The sequence below is a fragment of the Pseudomonas putida genome (assembly GCF_025905425.1).
Taxonomy (GTDB): domain Bacteria; phylum Pseudomonadota; class Gammaproteobacteria; order Pseudomonadales; family Pseudomonadaceae; genus Aquipseudomonas; species Aquipseudomonas putida_AF.
Map to the genome: position 1 here is coordinate 24,017 of NZ_CP109603.1, position 14,872 is coordinate 38,888.

Consider the following 14,872-nt stretch of genomic DNA (forward strand, 5'->3'; position numbering starts at 1 on the left):
TCAGGCATCCTTGGGCGCCAGGTTCAGCAGGGCCTGGCTGGCCCGTTCGAGAAAGGCCTGCTTGCTTTCATCAGCCTGCAGGTGGAGGGGTTCGCCGAAGCTCAGCGTGCACAGCAGCGGCAATGGCAGGGCGCGGCCCTTGGGCATGACCCGGTTGAGGTTGGCGATCCACACCGGCACTAGCTCGACGTCGGGGTTGGCCGCAGCCAAATGGTACAGGCCGCTTCTGAACGGCATGAGGGGCTCGTCGCCAAGGTTGCGCGTGCCTTCCGGGAAGAATATCAACGAGTCGCCCTGGGCCACGGCTTCGCGGATCGGCTGCAGGGGGCTGCCTTGGCCTTCTGCCCGCTGTCGGTCGATCAGCACGCCGTTGAACACGTTGCGGATGAGAAAGTCGCGGATCCCGGGTTTTGCCCAGTAGTCGGCACCGGCTACCGGGCGGGTGCGTTTACGCAGGGGTTCTGGCAGCGAGGCCCAGAGCAGCACGAAGTCGCCGTGGCTGCTGTGGTTGGCGAAGTACAGGCGTTGCACGGGCAGCGGCGTGCAGCCGAGCCACAACGCACGGGCTCCGGTAATCAGCCGGGCGGCGGAGGTGATGACGAAGGCGGTCAAGGTCGCAAGCATGGGGCGGTTGTCATCCGGTGAAAGGCAGTGTCAGCAGGGTAGCCAAGGTCAGCGCCAGTTGCAGGCCCAGGCACACAGTCTGGCGGCGCAGCAGGGCCAGCGCGGCCTGGCTGCGGGCGGGCCAGTCGCGGGTATCCTTGGCGTGCGGTTTGAGGTTGAGGTCGAACAGGGCGCGGTCCAGCGCTTGTGTGTCTGCAGGCAGGTCTTGGCTGGCGCCGAGGCGGGTGAACAGTTCGGCGTCCAGGGCCACGCGGATGGCCCAATATTTGTGCAGCACACCGAGCGCTAGCAGCACCGCGCACAACAAACTGCACAATGGATGCAGCGAGGCACCCAGCAGTGGCGCCAGGCCAAAGCCCAGGGCCAGCAGCGTGATGCCGTCCGACAGGCGCTCCAACTGGCTGCCACGGGCCAGCAGGCTGGCCGTCAGGTGCAGGTTCATGGGCGTGCTCCAAGCTGTTGCAGGGCCTGTCGATGGGCGGCGTGCAAGACCACGCCAGGGCGTGCGCTGCGGATCAGCTGTTCGGCCTGGGCGGCGTCGGCGCATCGGCCCGTGAGTACCAGCCAGGCCGCCACGGCGCTGGCGCTGCGGGAATAGCCCAGGGCGCAGCAGACCAGCAGGGGGCCTTGCTGGCGCAGTTGCTCGATGGCGTTTGCCGCTTCGTGCAACAGCTTGCTGTCGGGGACAATCAGGTCCAGGGTGGGAACAGATCGATAGTACTGGCCTGTGGCAGCAGGCCCATCGCGGCACGGCAGTTCAGCGCACAGGTCGACGATGGCAGCAAACTGCGCGCCCTCGCCACGCCCTGGAATACGCCCCAGGAATACCCCGTCACACACCTCATCCGCCTGCGGGTGGTGCCGTGTCCATAACCTGGAATTGATCCACGCCCCTATCAGATAGGGCCACAGCAGCCAGGTCGCCGCATTGGACAAGCGCCCATCGGCGCCCTTCTGAAAACCACCCGCGCCGAACACGCCGTAGTTCAGTGCCACCCACAGCAGCGCCACGCCCGGCCATGACAGCCACAACCCCGCGCCACCTGATGCGAACGCCGGTAGCGCACACAGCAAGGCGCCAAGGCCATAGCACAGCGCCACCCGCCAGCGTTTGCGATCACGGGCAAGGCGGGCCTGCTGCCATGGCAGGCGACCGTGCCACGGCCATAGCCACAGGCAGACAAACCCTGCCAACGCCCCGGTGGGCACGTCGATGAAGTGATGCTGCCAGGTGGTCAGCACCGACACGCCAATCAACGCCATCCAGCCATGCATGAGCCAGCGCCAGGGCTGGCGGTGCACGTGCCGGGCGAACATCGCCCAGATGATCACCAGCAGCGCGATGTGCAGCGACGGCGCCTGGTTGTAAGGCTTGTCAAAGCCCATCAGCACCTCGAACAGCCAGCCGAACAGCCCGCTCATTTCGGGCCGCTCGAAGGTAAAGCGCAGTGGCCAGAGCAGGAAGCAGCTGACGCTGATCACCTGTGCCGTGAGCAGCGCCAAAGCATGCCGGTCCATCTCCTGGCGGGTGCGTGGCAGCAGGAAGGACAAGCCGTAAAGCAGGTCGATCGACCAGTACGGGATGATCGTCCAAGGCCACAGTGGCATGCTGTGTTCCCAGCCGAACACCAGGCTGCCGACATCACTAAGGCTGGCGGTGTGGGTGTTTACCAGCCCATAGCTGAGGAAGAAGAACGGCCCCAGCAGCAGTAGCCAGAGCACGCCACGGCGAATCAACCCGGGCTCACGCGCTGGGCTCATTCACGCACCCGTTGCGCCAGGCTGACGCTGAAGATGCCCCACTCGTCGATGCGCTGGGCCAGTTTGCGAAAGCCCGCCGCCTCGACCAGTTGGTCCATTTCGGCCTGGCTGCGCCGGCGCATCACCCACGCCTCACCGCCGCGATGGCTGGTCAGGGCACGGGCGATCATTTCCAGTTGCGGGTGCCAGGGCTGGCCGGTGTAGACCAGGTAACCGCCATCTTCGACGGCATCGGCAAGGCCAGCCAAGGAGTTGCTCACCAGCGTGTTGCTGGGGAACAGTTCGTAAAGGCCAGACACCACCGCCAGCGTAGGGCCTGGCTGCAGGGCCGCGAGGCTGGCGCGATCGAAGGCATCGCCCTGGACGAAACGGGCAACATCGCTCAGGCCTTTTTCGGCGATCAATGCGCTGCCTTGTTGCACGTTCAGCTCGCTGTAGTCGCGCAGCAGGATCGAGTCAGGCAGTTGTTCGAGTTCCTGCAAGGCTTCGAGGATGTAACGACCATGGCCGGCGGCGATGTCGACGATATGAACCGGCCGCTGTTGGGCGCGTAGGCGGGCGATGGCCTCGCGTAGCAACTCTTCGACGTGCAGTTTGCGCTGGCGAATGCCGCGCCAGCCAATGGCGTCGAGGTAGTTCTGGTCGATCATGCGGCCCAGCTTGCCTTTGCCTGTGGGCTGGTTGCGGTAGACGTAATCGAGGGTGCTGCCCGAGTCGAAGCCGGTGTCAAAACCCAGCTTCACGCCCTCGGCCAGCCCTTTGCCCAGGTTCAGGCCTGCACGGGTGGCGCGCCAGTAGAGGTCGCGGGGCGAGTGGCGTGGCAGGGGCGCGGCCAGGCTCTCGGCCTCGGCGCAGCTGGCACCGGCCTTGTCGGCGTCGAGCAGCGACGGTGCGGGCACAGGGCTGTCGAAACAATGCGCGACGAAGCGCTCGATACGCTTGAGCACATGGGCGCGGTCCCGTTCGCCGAGGGTGTCGTGGAAAAACCCCGGGAGCGTGTGCATTTCCTTGCGTGCACTGCCCAGGCGCTCGAAGAAACGCGCCTGCGGTTTGCGCTCGACCACAAGGTCCGCACCGGAGACCAGCAACTGGGTCGGCACCTGGATGGCCTGGGCGTCAGCCACCACGCGGTCGGCCGCTTCATACAGGCCCAGCAGCATGGTCACCGAAATCGGTCGGCTGATCAGCGGGTCGGCCACATACGACATGACCCGCTCGGGGTCATGGGTGAGCAGGCGCGGTTTGACGTAGCTGTTGACGAAGAAGTTGCCGCGCACGGCCTTGAGCAGTTTCAGGCCAGGCCGTGCGAAGGGCACATACAGCTTTACCTTGAACGCCGGTGAAGCCAGCACCAGGCAGCGCACCTTGGGCGCGTAGTCGTGGGCCCAGGTGGCGATCAGCACGGCGCCGACGCTTTGCGCCAGCACCACCATGTCCTGCTCGGCGATGCCGTGCACGGTCTGCAGATGCTCAATGAAGGTTTGCACGTCGCGCACGCTGGTGGCAAACCCCGGGCTGTCACCACGTGCCCCCGGTGACTGGCCGTGGCCGCGGGCATCCCAGGCGAAAAAGTCATAGCCCGGCATGTCCAGTTCGTCAGCCAGGTGGGCCATGCGCCCGCCATGCTCGTGGCCGCGGTGGAACATCACCACGGCGCGGCGTGGCTGGTGTTCATTGCGGGTTGCGGGCCAATGACGGTAGTGCAACTCGACACCGTCATGGGTGGAGAAATGCAGCGATTGCGCTTGGCGCATGGCGAGAATCCTTGTCCGGCGGCGATAGGCTCAGCGGGCTTCGGTCAGCCCTTGGCGAACCCGGTTGTAGAGGGTATAGAGCGAGAGCGCGAAGATGACCAGCAAGAGGCCGTTGAGCCAGGTGGCGTTGAGCAGGCCCAAGGCAACGCCGGAGCCCAAGACGCCGAAGGCAAACGCCCGGTCGCTCTTGCCCATCGGCCCGTCGTAGCGCCGCGATGCGCCCGCCAGCGGGCCCATGACGCCGGCGTATTCGCTGAAGGTCGCGCTCAGTACCACCAGCACCACCAGCGTGGGAGATACGCCGACAAGCAGCGCGAAGGGCAGGTACAACGCTGCATCGGCGATCACGTCGCACAGTTCGTTGAGGTAGGCGCCGAGCCTGGATTGCTGGCCGAATTCGCGTGCAAGCATGCCGTCGACGGCGTTGAGCGCCATGCGCAGCAGCATCCACACCGGGATCAGAATGAATAGCCAGTTGATGTGGCTGAGCCCTGCCAGCAGCACGCCTAGCAGGATCGATACGAGGGCGGCGGCGACGGTAACCTGATTGGCCGTGACGCCGCGCTCATAGAGGCGCTTGACGCCAGGCCGGAGCAGGGCTTGGAAGCGGGGCTTGAGCTGGTAGATCGAGGGCACTGGAAACTCCTTTTCGTGGTGCAGCATGATTGTGGTCAAAGCGCCCCAGTGGTCGCAAGCGCCGTTGCCAGATTTACGTTTCTACAAACCGTGTATGGCCGAATGTATCCTCAGCCTGCCAAGCGCTTGACCAATCCCGCCGCATACCCTGGCAACGCCGCAAAGTCCCGGGCGCACACCAGCAACCGGCGATTGGCCCAGTCCTCACCAAGCGCCGCCCAGTGCAGTGGCAACAGCCCTTGCCAGCGTTGCACCGAAGCCAGCGGCACAATGCCGACCCCGGCACCCCCCGCCACCATGCGCAGCACCCCATCGAAGCCGTCGGCACGTACCCGCACCCGCATTCGCCTGCCTTCTCGCAGAGCCTGTTCCTCAAGATACAAGGCCAATGCGCTGTCCGCCCCCAGCCCGACATGACCATGGGCGAGGCTGTCGATGAAGCTTGGTGCAGGGTGCTCCGCCAATGGATGCCCAAGGGGTGTCACCAACACCAGTGGGTCATCGCGAAACGGCAGGGTCTGCAAATGTTCACTGGGCGCAGCGGTCGAGATGATCCCCAGATCCGCCATGCCTTGGGTGATCGACTGCACGATCCGCAAGCTCGGCAGCTCTTGGACATCGACACTGACGCCTGGGTTCTCGGCCAGATAGCCGGCCAGCAATTCGGGCAAGTATTCAGTCAGGGCTGCCGTGTTGCACAACAGCCGCACCTGGCCTTGCTGGCCCTGCGCATACTGGGCCAGGTCGAATTGCAAGCGCTCGACCTGCTGCTCGATCAGCCGGGCATGCTGCAACAGCGCCTGGCCCGCAGGGGTCGGCTGTACGCCCCGGCGATTGCGTTCAAGCAATGGCGTACCCAGTGACGCTTCCATCGCTCGGATACGCGCACTGGCAGCAGGTAGGGATAAATGACTACGGCGAGCGCCGGCAGTAATGTTGCCGCACTCCAGGGTATGGCGAAAAAGCGTGAGGTCGATGAGGTCGAAATGCATGTGCCTCTGTCCTGGCAATAGTCAGGCTGAGTATATGGCAGATTTTCAGCCATCCCGCCGCACGCCATCATGGCCCCATGAATACCTTGATCGCGTTCTATCAGACCATTGGCCCGGCATTGACGCTGCTGGTGGTCATTACCTTCTTTCTGGCAGGCACTGTCAAAGGTGTGATCGGTCTCGGTCTGCCGACCATCGCCATGGGCCTGCTTGGCCTGGCTATGCCGCCCGCGCAGGCAGCCGCGTTGCTGATCGTGCCTTCGACCCTCACCAACCTCTGGCAACTGGCTGCCGGGGGCCATCTGCTGGCGTTGCTGCGACGTCTGGGGCCGATGCTGGCCATGATCTTCGTCGGCACACTGGTCGGCAGTGCCTGGCTGGGCATCAACAGTGGCGCGTGGGCCGCGCATGCGCTGGGCGCCGCGCTGCTGGCCTACGCGGTGTACGGGCTGCTTGGCCCGGGGTTGCGCGTGGCACAAAGGCGGGAGTGGTGGCTGGGGCCGCTCTGCGGGATGGTGACGGGTGTGGTGACGGCCGCTACCGGGGTGTTCGTGATGCCGGCGGTACCGTACCTGCAAAGCCTTGGCCTGAACCGTGACGAGATGATCCAGGCCCTGGGCCTGGCATTTACGGTCTCGACCCTGGCGTTGGCCCTGGGCCTGGCCGGGCAGGATGCCTTGGGCGGCCAGGCCCTGGGTGCTTCATTGCTGATGCTGGCGCCGGCACTGGTCGGCATGCTGGCGGGGCAGTGGTTGCGTCAGCGCATCAGTGCACCGTTGTTCAAGCGCTGCTTCTTCATCGGCCTGGCCGTACTCGGCGGCCATCTGCTGATCAACGGTTAGCAGACGAGGCGCTGAGCATGTCGATCAACTGGATATCGAACTCGCGCTCCAGGTAGTCCATGCGTTTTTCGAAGAACGCGACCATGTGCGGCAGGGCCGAGTGCACATCCAGTGCCGCCTTGTCTGCCCACACCTCGTAGAACACGAACAGGCTAGGGTCGGTCTTGTCGCGCAGCATGTGGTACTCGATGCAGCCCGGTTCCTGGCGGCTGGGCTCGACATAGGCGCGGAACAGGGTTTCGAAAGCTTCGGCCATTTCCGGGCGGGTCTTGGCTTTGAGGATGAAAGCGTACTGCTCGCTCATGGATCGCTACTCGCTGGTGAATGATGAAACGATTCTAAGGCAATAATGGGTTGTACATTCGTGATTTCAGGGCAATTGTATTTTGACTCATACCTGCTGTTTCCCCTGCCAGTGAGTCTCTAACCTGCCGGTCATCCCATTTGATTCGATCGAGGCAACACGGCCTCGGGTCGATATCGCCAAATCGAGGCCAGCATGAAAAAGATCCTTTTGCTCAACGGTGGTAAACAGTTCGCTCACTCCGATGGCCGCCTCAATGCGACCCTGCACGAAGCCGCTATCGCTCACCTGGACCGTGCCGGTTTCGACGTGCGGCAGACGTTCATTGATGGTGGCTACGATGTGCGGGAGGAAGTCGAGAAGTTCCTCTGGGCCGATGTGGTGATCTATCAGATGCCAGGTTGGTGGATGGGTGCGCCATGGACGGTGAAGAAGTACATCGATGACGTCTTCACCGAAGGCCATGGCAGCCTGTACGCCAACGACGGCCGGACCCGCTCGGATGCCTCGCAGAAGTACGGCAGCGGTGGCCTGATCCAGGGCAAGCAGTACATGCTGTCGCTGACCTGGAATGCCCCACAGCAGGCGTTTGACGACCCCAGCGACTTCTTCGAGGGCAAAGGTGTGGACGCCGTGTATTTCCCGTTCCACAAGGCCAACCAGTTCCTTGGCATGACCGGTTTGCCGACCTTCCTGGCGGTGGATGTGATGAAGCGCCCGGATGTGCCGGCAGCATTGGCCGCGTATGAAGCGCACCTGGACAAGGTGTTCGGCAAGGCTGAGTAAAGAACCGGTACTGACATCGCTGGACTTGCCGTCTGCAAGCGGTTATCAATCATGGCGAGATCAGACACAGGCCCACACGTGAAAACCCGATCAGAAGAACTCCAGGTATTCGTCGCTGTGATCGACTGCGGCTCGATCTCTGCTGCAGCCGAGCAGATGGGCCAGACCCCGTCAGCCGTCAGCCGCTCCCTGTCGCGCCTGGAGGCCAAGCTCGGCACCACCCTGGTCAACCGCACCACCCGGCGCATGGACCTGACCGAAGAAGGCCGCTTTTTCCTTGAGCGCTCGCGTTTGATCCTGGAACAGATGGACGAGATGGAAGAGCGCCTGTCGATGAACCGGCAGACCGCCACCGGGCGCCTGCGCATCAACGCCGCGGCGCCGTTCATGCTGCACGCCATCCTGCCCTGGATCGGCGAGTTCCGCCGCCAGTACCCCGGCATCGAGCTGGAGCTCAACACCGACGACCTGATCATCGACCTGCTGGAGCAAAGCACCGATGTGGCGATCCGTATCGGCGAGTTGGCCGACTCCAGCCTGCATGCACGCAACCTGGGGTGCAGCCCGGTGCAGGTGCTGGCCAGCCCCGCCTACCTGGAACGGCACGGCACCCCGCAGCGCGTCGAAGACCTGGCCAACCACTGCTTGCTCGGGTTCAGCCAGCCCGAGTCGCTCAACCACTGGCCCTTGCGCCATGCCCAGGGCGACCGCTGGGCGATCCGCCCCGCGCTGATCGCCTCCAGCGGCGAAACCCTGCGCCAACTGGCCCTGGCCGGGGAGGGCATTGTCAGCCTGTCGCATTTCATGACCCACGAAGACATCCGCACTGGCCGCCTGCAGGTGCTGCTGGGCGACGCCAACAACGGTTATCGCCAGCCGATCCATGCGGTGTACTACCGCAACACGCAGTTGGCGCTGCGCATCCAGTGCTTCCTCGATTTCATCCAGCGCAAGCTGGCGATGTACGCCTGCTGAGTTGCCTGAACGCGACAGATCCTGCCCAAAGGCGGCGAAACTTCCTACGTTTGATTGCACAGTCGATACGCTTCGGCCTTACTGAGTGATCAACAAAAACAACACCAAGGAAGTGTCATGCGTATTGTCCTGTTCCAGTCCATGGCCCTCGGAGCCGCTTTCCTGAGCTGTTCATCGGCCTTTGCGGCCACCCTGGAGGCGGGCGCGGTGGCCGCGCCCGATCAATATGGCGCACAGGTGGCCGCCGATATTCTGAAAAAGGGCGGCAACGCCGTGGACGCCGCCGTGGCAACGGCCTTCACCCTGGCGGTGACCTACCCTGAAGCCGGCAACATCGGCGGCGGTGGCTTCATGACCCTGTTCGTCGACGGCAAGCCCTACTTCCTTGACTACCGCGAAGTGGCGCCCAAGGCTGCCAGCCGCAACATGTACCTGGACGACAAGGGCGAAGTGATCGAGAACCTCAGCCTGGTCGGCGTTCGCGCGGCGGGTGTACCCGGCACCGTGATGGGCCTGTGGGAAGCGCACCAGAAATTTGGCAAGTTGCCCTGGAGCGAGTTGCTGACGCCGGCCATCGGCTACGCCAAAAACGGCTTCAAGATTGCCGAAAAACAGTACCAGTACCGCAACGATGCCCAGGGCCTGTTCAAGACCGCGACTAACTTCAACGACTACTTCGGCACCATGAAGGTGGGCGAGCTGTTCAAGCAGCCCGAGATGGCCCAGACCCTCGAACGCATTGCCGACAAGGGCGTGAGCGAGTTCTACCAGGGCAAGACCGCCGACCTGCTGGTGGCGCAAATGCAGGCGGACAAAGGCCTGATCACCAAGCAAGACCTTAAGGACTACAAGGCCGTCTGGCGCGAGCCGATGGCCCTGAGCTGGCGCGGCAACGTGGTCTATACCGCCCCACCGCCAAGCTCCGGCGGCGTTGCCCTGGCCCAGCTGCTGGGCATCAAGGAAGACCGCGCGGCAGACTTCAAGGGCGTGGCGCACAACTCAGCGCAGTACATTCACCTGCTCGCCGAGATCGAGAAGCGCGTATTTGCCGACCGTGCCGACTACCTGGGCGACCCGGCGTTCACCAAGGTGCCGGTCGATCAATTGATCGCCAAGGACTACCTGGCCAAGCGCGCCGCGCAGGTCAACCCCAAGGCCATTTCGGTCACTGACGACGTCAAGCCGGGCTTGGAGCCGCACCAGACCACGCACTTCTCCATCGTCGACAAACAGGGCAACGCGGTCAGCAACACCTACACCCTCAACCTCGACTACGGCAGTGGTGTGGTGGTCAAGGGCGCCGGCTTCCTGCTCAACGACGAGATGGACGACTTCAGCGCCAAGCCGGGTGCGGCCAATGCCTTTGGCGTGGTCGGTGGTGATGCCAATGCCATCGAGCCGGGCAAGCGCATGCTGTCATCCATGAGCCCGAGCCTGATGACCCGCGATGGCAAGGTCGAGCTCGTGATCGGCACGCCAGGGGGCTCGCGGATCTTCACGTCAATCTTCCAGGTGATGAACAACCTGTACGACTACGACATGCCGCTGGAGAAGGCAGTGGCCGCGCAGCGTGTGCACCATCAGTTGCTGCCTAAAGACACTATCTATTTCGACAGCTATGCACCGCTGACCGGAGCGGTGGCGGATGACTTGAAGAAAATGGGGTATGTGCTGGAGGACCAGGGCTGGGAGATGGGCGATATCCAGGCGATCCGGGTGAACGGAGACAAGCTTGAGACGGCTTCTGACCCGCGTGGGCGTGGGGTGGGGATGATCGTCAAGTAATTCTGTAGACTCAGTGCTGGCCTCTTCGCGGGACAAGCCCGCTTGTGTCTTGGAGAGGGAATAGAATCTGAAGTGAGAGCGGTGAATGGCAAGCTGATAGCCCGAGGTGCCCAGAGCACGTGTGGGAGCAAAAGCTGCCATTCACCGTTCCACTTTGGCGAGAGCCCGAACAGTTGGATGAGGGGCGTAATCTCGAATCACAAGCGTGGGCCAAGCCAAAGCGCTCTCACTCCTTGAGTTTAAGAGGGTTTGGCCATGTCTTCCTCTGTCGGCATCGATGTTTCCAGTGCCACACTTGCTGTTCACATCCGCCCTGAGGGGGTGAACTTCAGTGTTTCCAATGACTTGAAGGGATTCCAACTGCTCGTCGAAAAGCTTGGCGGGTATGCAGTTTCAATGGTCTTGCTCGAAGCTACCGGTGGCTACGAGTGCAATGTCCTCAAAGCGCTGCAGGATGCCGATTTTCCGGTTTGCCGGATCAATCCCAGTCGTGCCCGGGACTTTGCCAAGTCGATGGGTAAACGCGCCAAGACCGATCCCATTGACGCAGCTGTTTTGGCTCACCTGGCTGAAGTTATGCCCCCACGGCCTTGCCAGGTGATGACACCCGAGCGGGCCTTGCTGCGCGAACTGCTTATGCAGCGGGATCGCTTCGTCCAACAGCGCGACGATGACAAGCGGCGCCTGAAGCAGGCGCGGGCTCCCAGTGTTTGTTTGCGGTTGGAACAACACATCGCCTATCTGAAGGGTGAAATTCGAGCGCTGGAACAAGAGATCGCACAGCAGGCAGCAGCTTTGCCTGATGACCGGGTTAAACAGCTCACTCAAGTCAAAGGAATTGGTCTGATTACTGCCGGAAAGCTGATGGCCTTGCTGCCAGAGCTGGGCCAGGTGGATAAGAAGGAAATTGCCGCCTTGGTCGGTGTTGCGCCGTTCAACCAGGACAGCGGCAAGCAGTCGGGCAAGCGTTCAATCTGGGGGGGGCGCTCACAAGTCAGGCGGGCGCTCTATATGGCCTGCTGGGTGGTGATACGGCACAACAAGGACTTCTGCGAGCGCTACAAAGCACTGCGAGCCCAGGGGAAGTGCGCGAAAGTATCGGTGGTGGCGTGTATGCGAGTATTGATAGTGAGGCTAAATGCGATGCTCAAGACCGGAACGCCCTGGAAGGAGCAAATAGCTCATTCGTAGGAGCAAGCCTTGCTGGCGATGCCCGGCACAGCCGGGCCTGGGGCGCTACGCGCCCCATCGCCGGCAAGGCCAGCTTCCACAAGAAGACAGTTGCTCCCACAGGATTACCGCTGCCTTCCGAGGGCGTGAACCTGTGGGAGCGGGCTTGCCCCGCGAATGCTATCTAAAGGTCAAACGCGGAACTGGCTCACCATCATCTGCAACTGCCCGCCCAACCGCGCCAGCTCAACGCTGGACGCCGCCGTCTCGTCACTGGCCGCCGCCGTCTGTTCGGACACATCCCGCACATTCAGAATGCTCCGGCTGATTTCTTCGGCCACCGCGCTCTGCTCTTCCGCCGCCGCCGCGATCTGCTGGTTCATCGACTGGATGTTCGACACCGTGCCGGTGATGCTTCCTAGCGAGGCGCCGGCCTTGCGCGCCAGCTCGACACTGCTGTCGGTCAGGGTGCGGCTACCCTGCATGGCCGTGGCCACTTGCTGGGTGCCGTGCTGCAGGCTGGCGATCAGCTCTTCGATCTCTTCGGTGGACTTCTGCGTGCGCTGGGCCAGGCCGCGCACCTCGTCTGCAACCACGGCAAAACCACGTCCTGCCTCACCAGCACGGGCCGCTTCGATCGCGGCGTTGAGCGCCAGCAGGTTGGTCTGTTCGGCCACCGACTTGATCACGTCCATGACGCTGCCGATCTTCTGGCTTTCCTGTTGCAGCAGGTTCATGGCTTCGGTGGAACGGTGCACTTCTTCGGCCAGGCGCTCGATCTGGCCGATGGCCTCAGCGACCACACGATCACCCGCGCGAGCTTCGTCATCGGCACCGGTGGCGGCATGCGAGGCCTGCTCGGCGTTGCGCGCGACTTCCTGAACGGTTGCCGCCATTTCGTGCATCGCGGTGGCCACCTGATCGGTCTCGACCTTCTGACTGTTGGCCCCTGCGCTGGTCTGCTCGGTCACGGCCGACAGCTCTTCGGCGGCGCTGGCAATCTGGGTCACGCCGTCGCGGATGCCGCTGATCAGCTCACGCAGGGTGGTGCCCATGCGGGCGATGCCCTGTTGCAGCACGCCCAGTTCATCGCGGCGGGTGACGCGCAGGTCGTGCGTCAGGTCGCCGCCGGCGATGCGTTCCACGGCTTGCAGGGTTTCCTGCAGCGGGCGGGTGATCTGCCGCGTGATGAGCACCGCTGCCAGAACGCCTACCAGTAACGCCAGCAGGGTTGCGATGGCCTGCAGGCTACGGGCCTGCGCACTTTCGATGTCGCGTCGCTCCAGCTGGATCTTGTACAACGCGTCGCTGGTTTTGACGATGTCGGCGCCCTGGACGGTCATTTCGGCACGCGCGCTGGTGATATTGGCGAGCGCATCGCGGAACTGGCGAACGGCATCACGGTAGGCCTGCACCGACTGTTCGAACTGCTGCAGGCGCGCGTCTGCGGCAGGCAGCTGGCGCTTGAGGGTGTCGACCTCGGCCAGTGCCGCTTCGAGTTGGCGCAGGGCGGCCTGCTCATTGACCGCACTGTTGTCGGCAATGTAACCGCGCACGTCGATGCGCACCTGCAACAGCTGCTGGCGAGCCTTGCTGATCAGTTGGTACTGGGCCAGGCGCGCACTATCGGTTTCGGGGCGTGCCATGACTTCCTGGCTGATGGCATCCATGGCCTGGTCAGCCTTGGCGGCCGAAGCGGTCATGGCCTCGCGAGCGGTCTGGGTGGCGTTGTAGCCTGCACGCATGGTGCCCAGCGACACCTTGTATTGGCTGATGGTCTGCCCCAGTTCGTGCAGCAACTTGACGTTATCCGGGCTCTTGAACGTATCGACCAGGCGCGCCTGCTGGTTGCTGAAGGCTTCCAGCTTGGCCAGTGTGTTGGCCGCCGCCGCATCGTCGCCATTGGCAATCATGTACTGCAGGCGTGCGATGCGCAGATCGGTCAGGTCCTTGTTGAGCTGGCTGATGTCGCTCATCCAGTTACTGCGGTCGATCAGGCTGCCCAGGCTGGTCCAGCCGGTCAGGGCCAGCAGGCCGGTGAGGATCAGTACCAGGCCGAAGCCCAGGCCGAGTTTGAGGTTGACGCTGATGTTGGCAAACCAGCTGTTCATGCACGCACTCCAGAAGTTGTTTTCGCTCGCTTGATCGTCGATCGCAAGGCGTTGTTGTTCTGGATGCCCGCTGATTCGTGCAGGGGTTATCGGCAATGATGGGGGAAGCTGAAACGCTTTTTCAGCTGATTTGTAACTTGTCGTTAAGGTGGCGCTGGGGCCGCGAGGCAGCCCCAGCGTGTGTCAGAGGTTACGCGCACTGAAGGTGTCGCAGCTGTTCACCTCGCCCTCGGCAAACCCCGCCTTGAACCAGCGTACGCGCTGCGCCGAGGTGCCGTGAGTGAAGGAGTCGGGTACCACGCGGCCCTGGCCTTTCTGCTGCAGGCGGTCGTCGCCAATGGCATTGGCCGCGTTCAGCGCTTCCTCGACGTCACCCGGCTCCAGCCAGTTCAGGCGTTTTTGCGCCTGATATGCCCACACCCCAGCCAGGCAATCGGCCTGCAGTTCCTGGCGTACCAGCAAGCCGTTGTCGCCTTCCATGCGCTGCCCGTTGCGGCGGGCGGCATCGACCTTGGCCGACACGCCGAGCAGGGTCTGCACGTGGTGGCCGATCTCGTGGGCGATGACATAAGCCTGGGCAAAGTCACCCGCTGCGGCGAAGCGGGTTTCCATCTCGCGGAAGAACGACATGTCTAGGTAGACCCGCTGGTCGGCCGGGCAATAGAACGGGCCTACCGCTGCCGAAGCAAAGCCGCAGGCAGAATTGACCTGGCCGTTGAACAGCACCAGTTTGGGGTCGCGGTACTGCTTGCCGGCCTGGGAGAACAGCGCTTTCCAGGTGTCTTCAGTGTCACCCAGCACCGAGGCGACAAACTCGGCCTGCTGGTCATTGGCCGGCGGCGCCTTGCTGCCTGCGCCGCTTGGCGCTTGTTGCTGTTGCTGTTCCATTTGACCGGTGAGCTGGCCAAGAATCTGCAGCGGGTCCTGCCCGGTGAGCCAGCCAATGCCCACGATCAGCAGAATCGCCCCCAACCCGAGGCCCTTGCCGCCGCCAAAGCGCATGCCGCCACCACCGCCACCTTCGCCTCGGGCATCGACCACGTTGTCGCTGCGTCGGCCTTTTCGCCATTCCATGAATGCTCTCCGGAGCGTGAAACAAGAAGACAAAGATTAGTTCACCTAAGCGGGAGAT

General features: G+C 63.1%; 14 protein-coding genes. 5 read left to right on the forward strand and 9 right to left on the reverse strand.

Annotation, left to right across the window (positions count from 1 at the left end; all coding sequences use genetic code 11):
• The 6 genes from OGV19_RS00105 to OGV19_RS00130 form a co-directional block, all read right to left on the reverse strand.
• Positions 1 to 624: a lysophospholipid acyltransferase family protein gene (locus OGV19_RS00105; RefSeq protein WP_264311568.1), complete on the reverse strand. Its 624-nt coding sequence runs from the start codon at positions 622 to 624 to the stop codon at positions 1 to 3.
• A gap of 10 nt (positions 625 to 634) precedes the next feature.
• Positions 635 to 1,066 carry a hypothetical protein gene (locus OGV19_RS00110; protein WP_264311569.1) on the reverse strand — a complete coding sequence of 144 codons (432 nt, stop codon included), beginning with the start codon at positions 1,064 to 1,066 and terminating at the stop codon, positions 635 to 637.
• Positions 1,063 to 2,385 carry a phosphatase PAP2/dual specificity phosphatase family protein gene (locus OGV19_RS00115; protein ID WP_264311570.1) on the reverse strand — a complete coding sequence of 441 codons (1,323 nt, stop codon included), beginning with the start codon at positions 2,383 to 2,385 and terminating at the stop codon, positions 1,063 to 1,065. Before OGV19_RS00115 ends, OGV19_RS00110 begins: the two co-directional genes overlap by 4 nt.
• Positions 2,382 to 4,139, reverse strand: a complete 1,758-nt coding sequence (locus tag OGV19_RS00120) for a bifunctional alpha/beta hydrolase/class I SAM-dependent methyltransferase (RefSeq protein WP_264311571.1) — start codon at positions 4,137 to 4,139, stop codon at positions 2,382 to 2,384. The genes OGV19_RS00115 and OGV19_RS00120 overlap by 4 nt, the downstream gene beginning before the upstream one ends.
• A 30-nt stretch (positions 4,140 to 4,169) precedes the next feature.
• Positions 4,170 to 4,775, reverse strand: a complete 606-nt coding sequence (locus tag OGV19_RS00125; RefSeq protein ID WP_264311572.1) for a CDP-alcohol phosphatidyltransferase family protein — start codon at positions 4,773 to 4,775, stop codon at positions 4,170 to 4,172.
• 110 nt (positions 4,776 to 4,885) lie between these two features.
• Positions 4,886 to 5,767, reverse strand: a complete 882-nt coding sequence (locus OGV19_RS00130; RefSeq protein WP_264311573.1) for a LysR family transcriptional regulator — start codon at positions 5,765 to 5,767, stop codon at positions 4,886 to 4,888.
• A 77-nt stretch (positions 5,768 to 5,844) separates the two neighbouring features.
• Here OGV19_RS00130 and OGV19_RS00135 point away from each other — a divergent pair, with 77 nt between their 5' ends.
• Positions 5,845 to 6,609 carry a sulfite exporter TauE/SafE family protein gene (locus tag OGV19_RS00135; RefSeq protein ID WP_264311574.1) on the forward strand — a complete coding sequence of 255 codons (765 nt, stop codon included), beginning with the start codon at positions 5,845 to 5,847 and terminating at the stop codon, positions 6,607 to 6,609.
• Here OGV19_RS00135 and OGV19_RS00140 read toward each other — a convergent pair.
• Complete coding sequence (locus OGV19_RS00140) at positions 6,599 to 6,913, reverse strand: putative quinol monooxygenase (protein WP_264311575.1); 315 nt, start codon at positions 6,911 to 6,913, stop codon at positions 6,599 to 6,601. The two genes, OGV19_RS00135 and OGV19_RS00140, sit on opposite strands and share 11 nt — an antisense overlap.
• A gap of 195 nt (positions 6,914 to 7,108) precedes the next feature.
• On the opposite strand from OGV19_RS00140, the gene OGV19_RS00145 reads away from it, so the two are divergent.
• From OGV19_RS00145 to OGV19_RS00160, 4 genes are all read left to right on the forward strand, one after another.
• On the forward strand, positions 7,109 to 7,699 hold the full coding sequence (locus OGV19_RS00145; RefSeq protein WP_264311576.1) for an NADPH:quinone oxidoreductase MdaB: 591 nt from the start codon (positions 7,109 to 7,111) through the stop codon (positions 7,697 to 7,699).
• Positions 7,700 to 7,777: 78 nt separating this feature from the next.
• Positions 7,778 to 8,674, forward strand: coding sequence for a LysR family transcriptional regulator (locus tag OGV19_RS00150; RefSeq protein WP_264311577.1), 897 nt, complete (start codon positions 7,778 to 7,780; stop codon positions 8,672 to 8,674).
• 117 nt (positions 8,675 to 8,791) lie between these two features.
• Complete coding sequence (gene ggt / locus OGV19_RS00155) at positions 8,792 to 10,459, forward strand: gamma-glutamyltransferase (RefSeq protein WP_264311578.1); 1,668 nt, start codon at positions 8,792 to 8,794, stop codon at positions 10,457 to 10,459.
• A gap of 255 nt (positions 10,460 to 10,714) precedes the next feature.
• The gene (locus OGV19_RS00160) at positions 10,715 to 11,650 is read left to right on the forward strand and encodes an IS110 family transposase (protein WP_264309399.1); all 936 of its coding nucleotides are present in this window, start codon (positions 10,715 to 10,717) and stop codon (positions 11,648 to 11,650) included.
• 170 nt (positions 11,651 to 11,820) lie between these two features.
• Here the strand turns inward: OGV19_RS00160 and OGV19_RS00165 are convergent, their stop codons facing one another.
• Together OGV19_RS00165 and OGV19_RS00170 are read right to left on the reverse strand one after the other, a co-directional pair.
• Positions 11,821 to 13,740: a methyl-accepting chemotaxis protein gene (locus OGV19_RS00165; protein WP_264311579.1), complete on the reverse strand. Its 1,920-nt coding sequence runs from the start codon at positions 13,738 to 13,740 to the stop codon at positions 11,821 to 11,823.
• Between the two features lie 183 nt (positions 13,741 to 13,923).
• Positions 13,924 to 14,814: a KPN_02809 family neutral zinc metallopeptidase gene (locus OGV19_RS00170; RefSeq protein ID WP_264311580.1), complete on the reverse strand. Its 891-nt coding sequence runs from the start codon at positions 14,812 to 14,814 to the stop codon at positions 13,924 to 13,926.
• Positions 14,815 to 14,872 lie beyond the last annotated feature (58 nt).

What these genes read in the sequence shown, in the direction of transcription:
- OGV19_RS00105 (WP_264311568.1), bottom strand. Translation starts at nt 624, where the DNA reads ATGCTTGCGACCTTGACCGCCTTCGTCATCACCTCCGCCGCCCGGCTG.
- OGV19_RS00115 (WP_264311570.1), bottom strand. Translation starts at nt 2,385, where the DNA reads ATGAGCCCAGCGCGTGAGCCCGGGTTGATTCGCCGTGGCGTGCTCTGG.
- OGV19_RS00120 (WP_264311571.1), bottom strand. Translation starts at nt 4,139, where the DNA reads ATGCGCCAAGCGCAATCGCTGCATTTCTCCACCCATGACGGTGTCGAG.
- ggt (WP_264311578.1), top strand. Translation starts at nt 8,792, where the DNA reads ATGCGTATTGTCCTGTTCCAGTCCATGGCCCTCGGAGCCGCTTTCCTG.
- OGV19_RS00170 (WP_264311580.1), bottom strand. Translation starts at nt 14,814, where the DNA reads ATGGAATGGCGAAAAGGCCGACGCAGCGACAACGTGGTCGATGCCCGA.
- OGV19_RS00130 (WP_264311573.1), bottom strand. Translation starts at nt 5,767, where the DNA reads ATGCATTTCGACCTCATCGACCTCACGCTTTTTCGCCATACCCTGGAG.
- OGV19_RS00110 (WP_264311569.1), bottom strand. Translation starts at nt 1,066, where the DNA reads ATGAACCTGCACCTGACGGCCAGCCTGCTGGCCCGTGGCAGCCAGTTG.
- OGV19_RS00165 (WP_264311579.1), bottom strand. Translation starts at nt 13,740, where the DNA reads ATGAACAGCTGGTTTGCCAACATCAGCGTCAACCTCAAACTCGGCCTG.
- OGV19_RS00140 (WP_264311575.1), bottom strand. Translation starts at nt 6,913, where the DNA reads ATGAGCGAGCAGTACGCTTTCATCCTCAAAGCCAAGACCCGCCCGGAA.
- OGV19_RS00145 (WP_264311576.1), top strand. Translation starts at nt 7,109, where the DNA reads ATGAAAAAGATCCTTTTGCTCAACGGTGGTAAACAGTTCGCTCACTCC.
- OGV19_RS00135 (WP_264311574.1), top strand. Translation starts at nt 5,845, where the DNA reads ATGAATACCTTGATCGCGTTCTATCAGACCATTGGCCCGGCATTGACG.
- OGV19_RS00160 (WP_264309399.1), top strand. Translation starts at nt 10,715, where the DNA reads ATGTCTTCCTCTGTCGGCATCGATGTTTCCAGTGCCACACTTGCTGTT.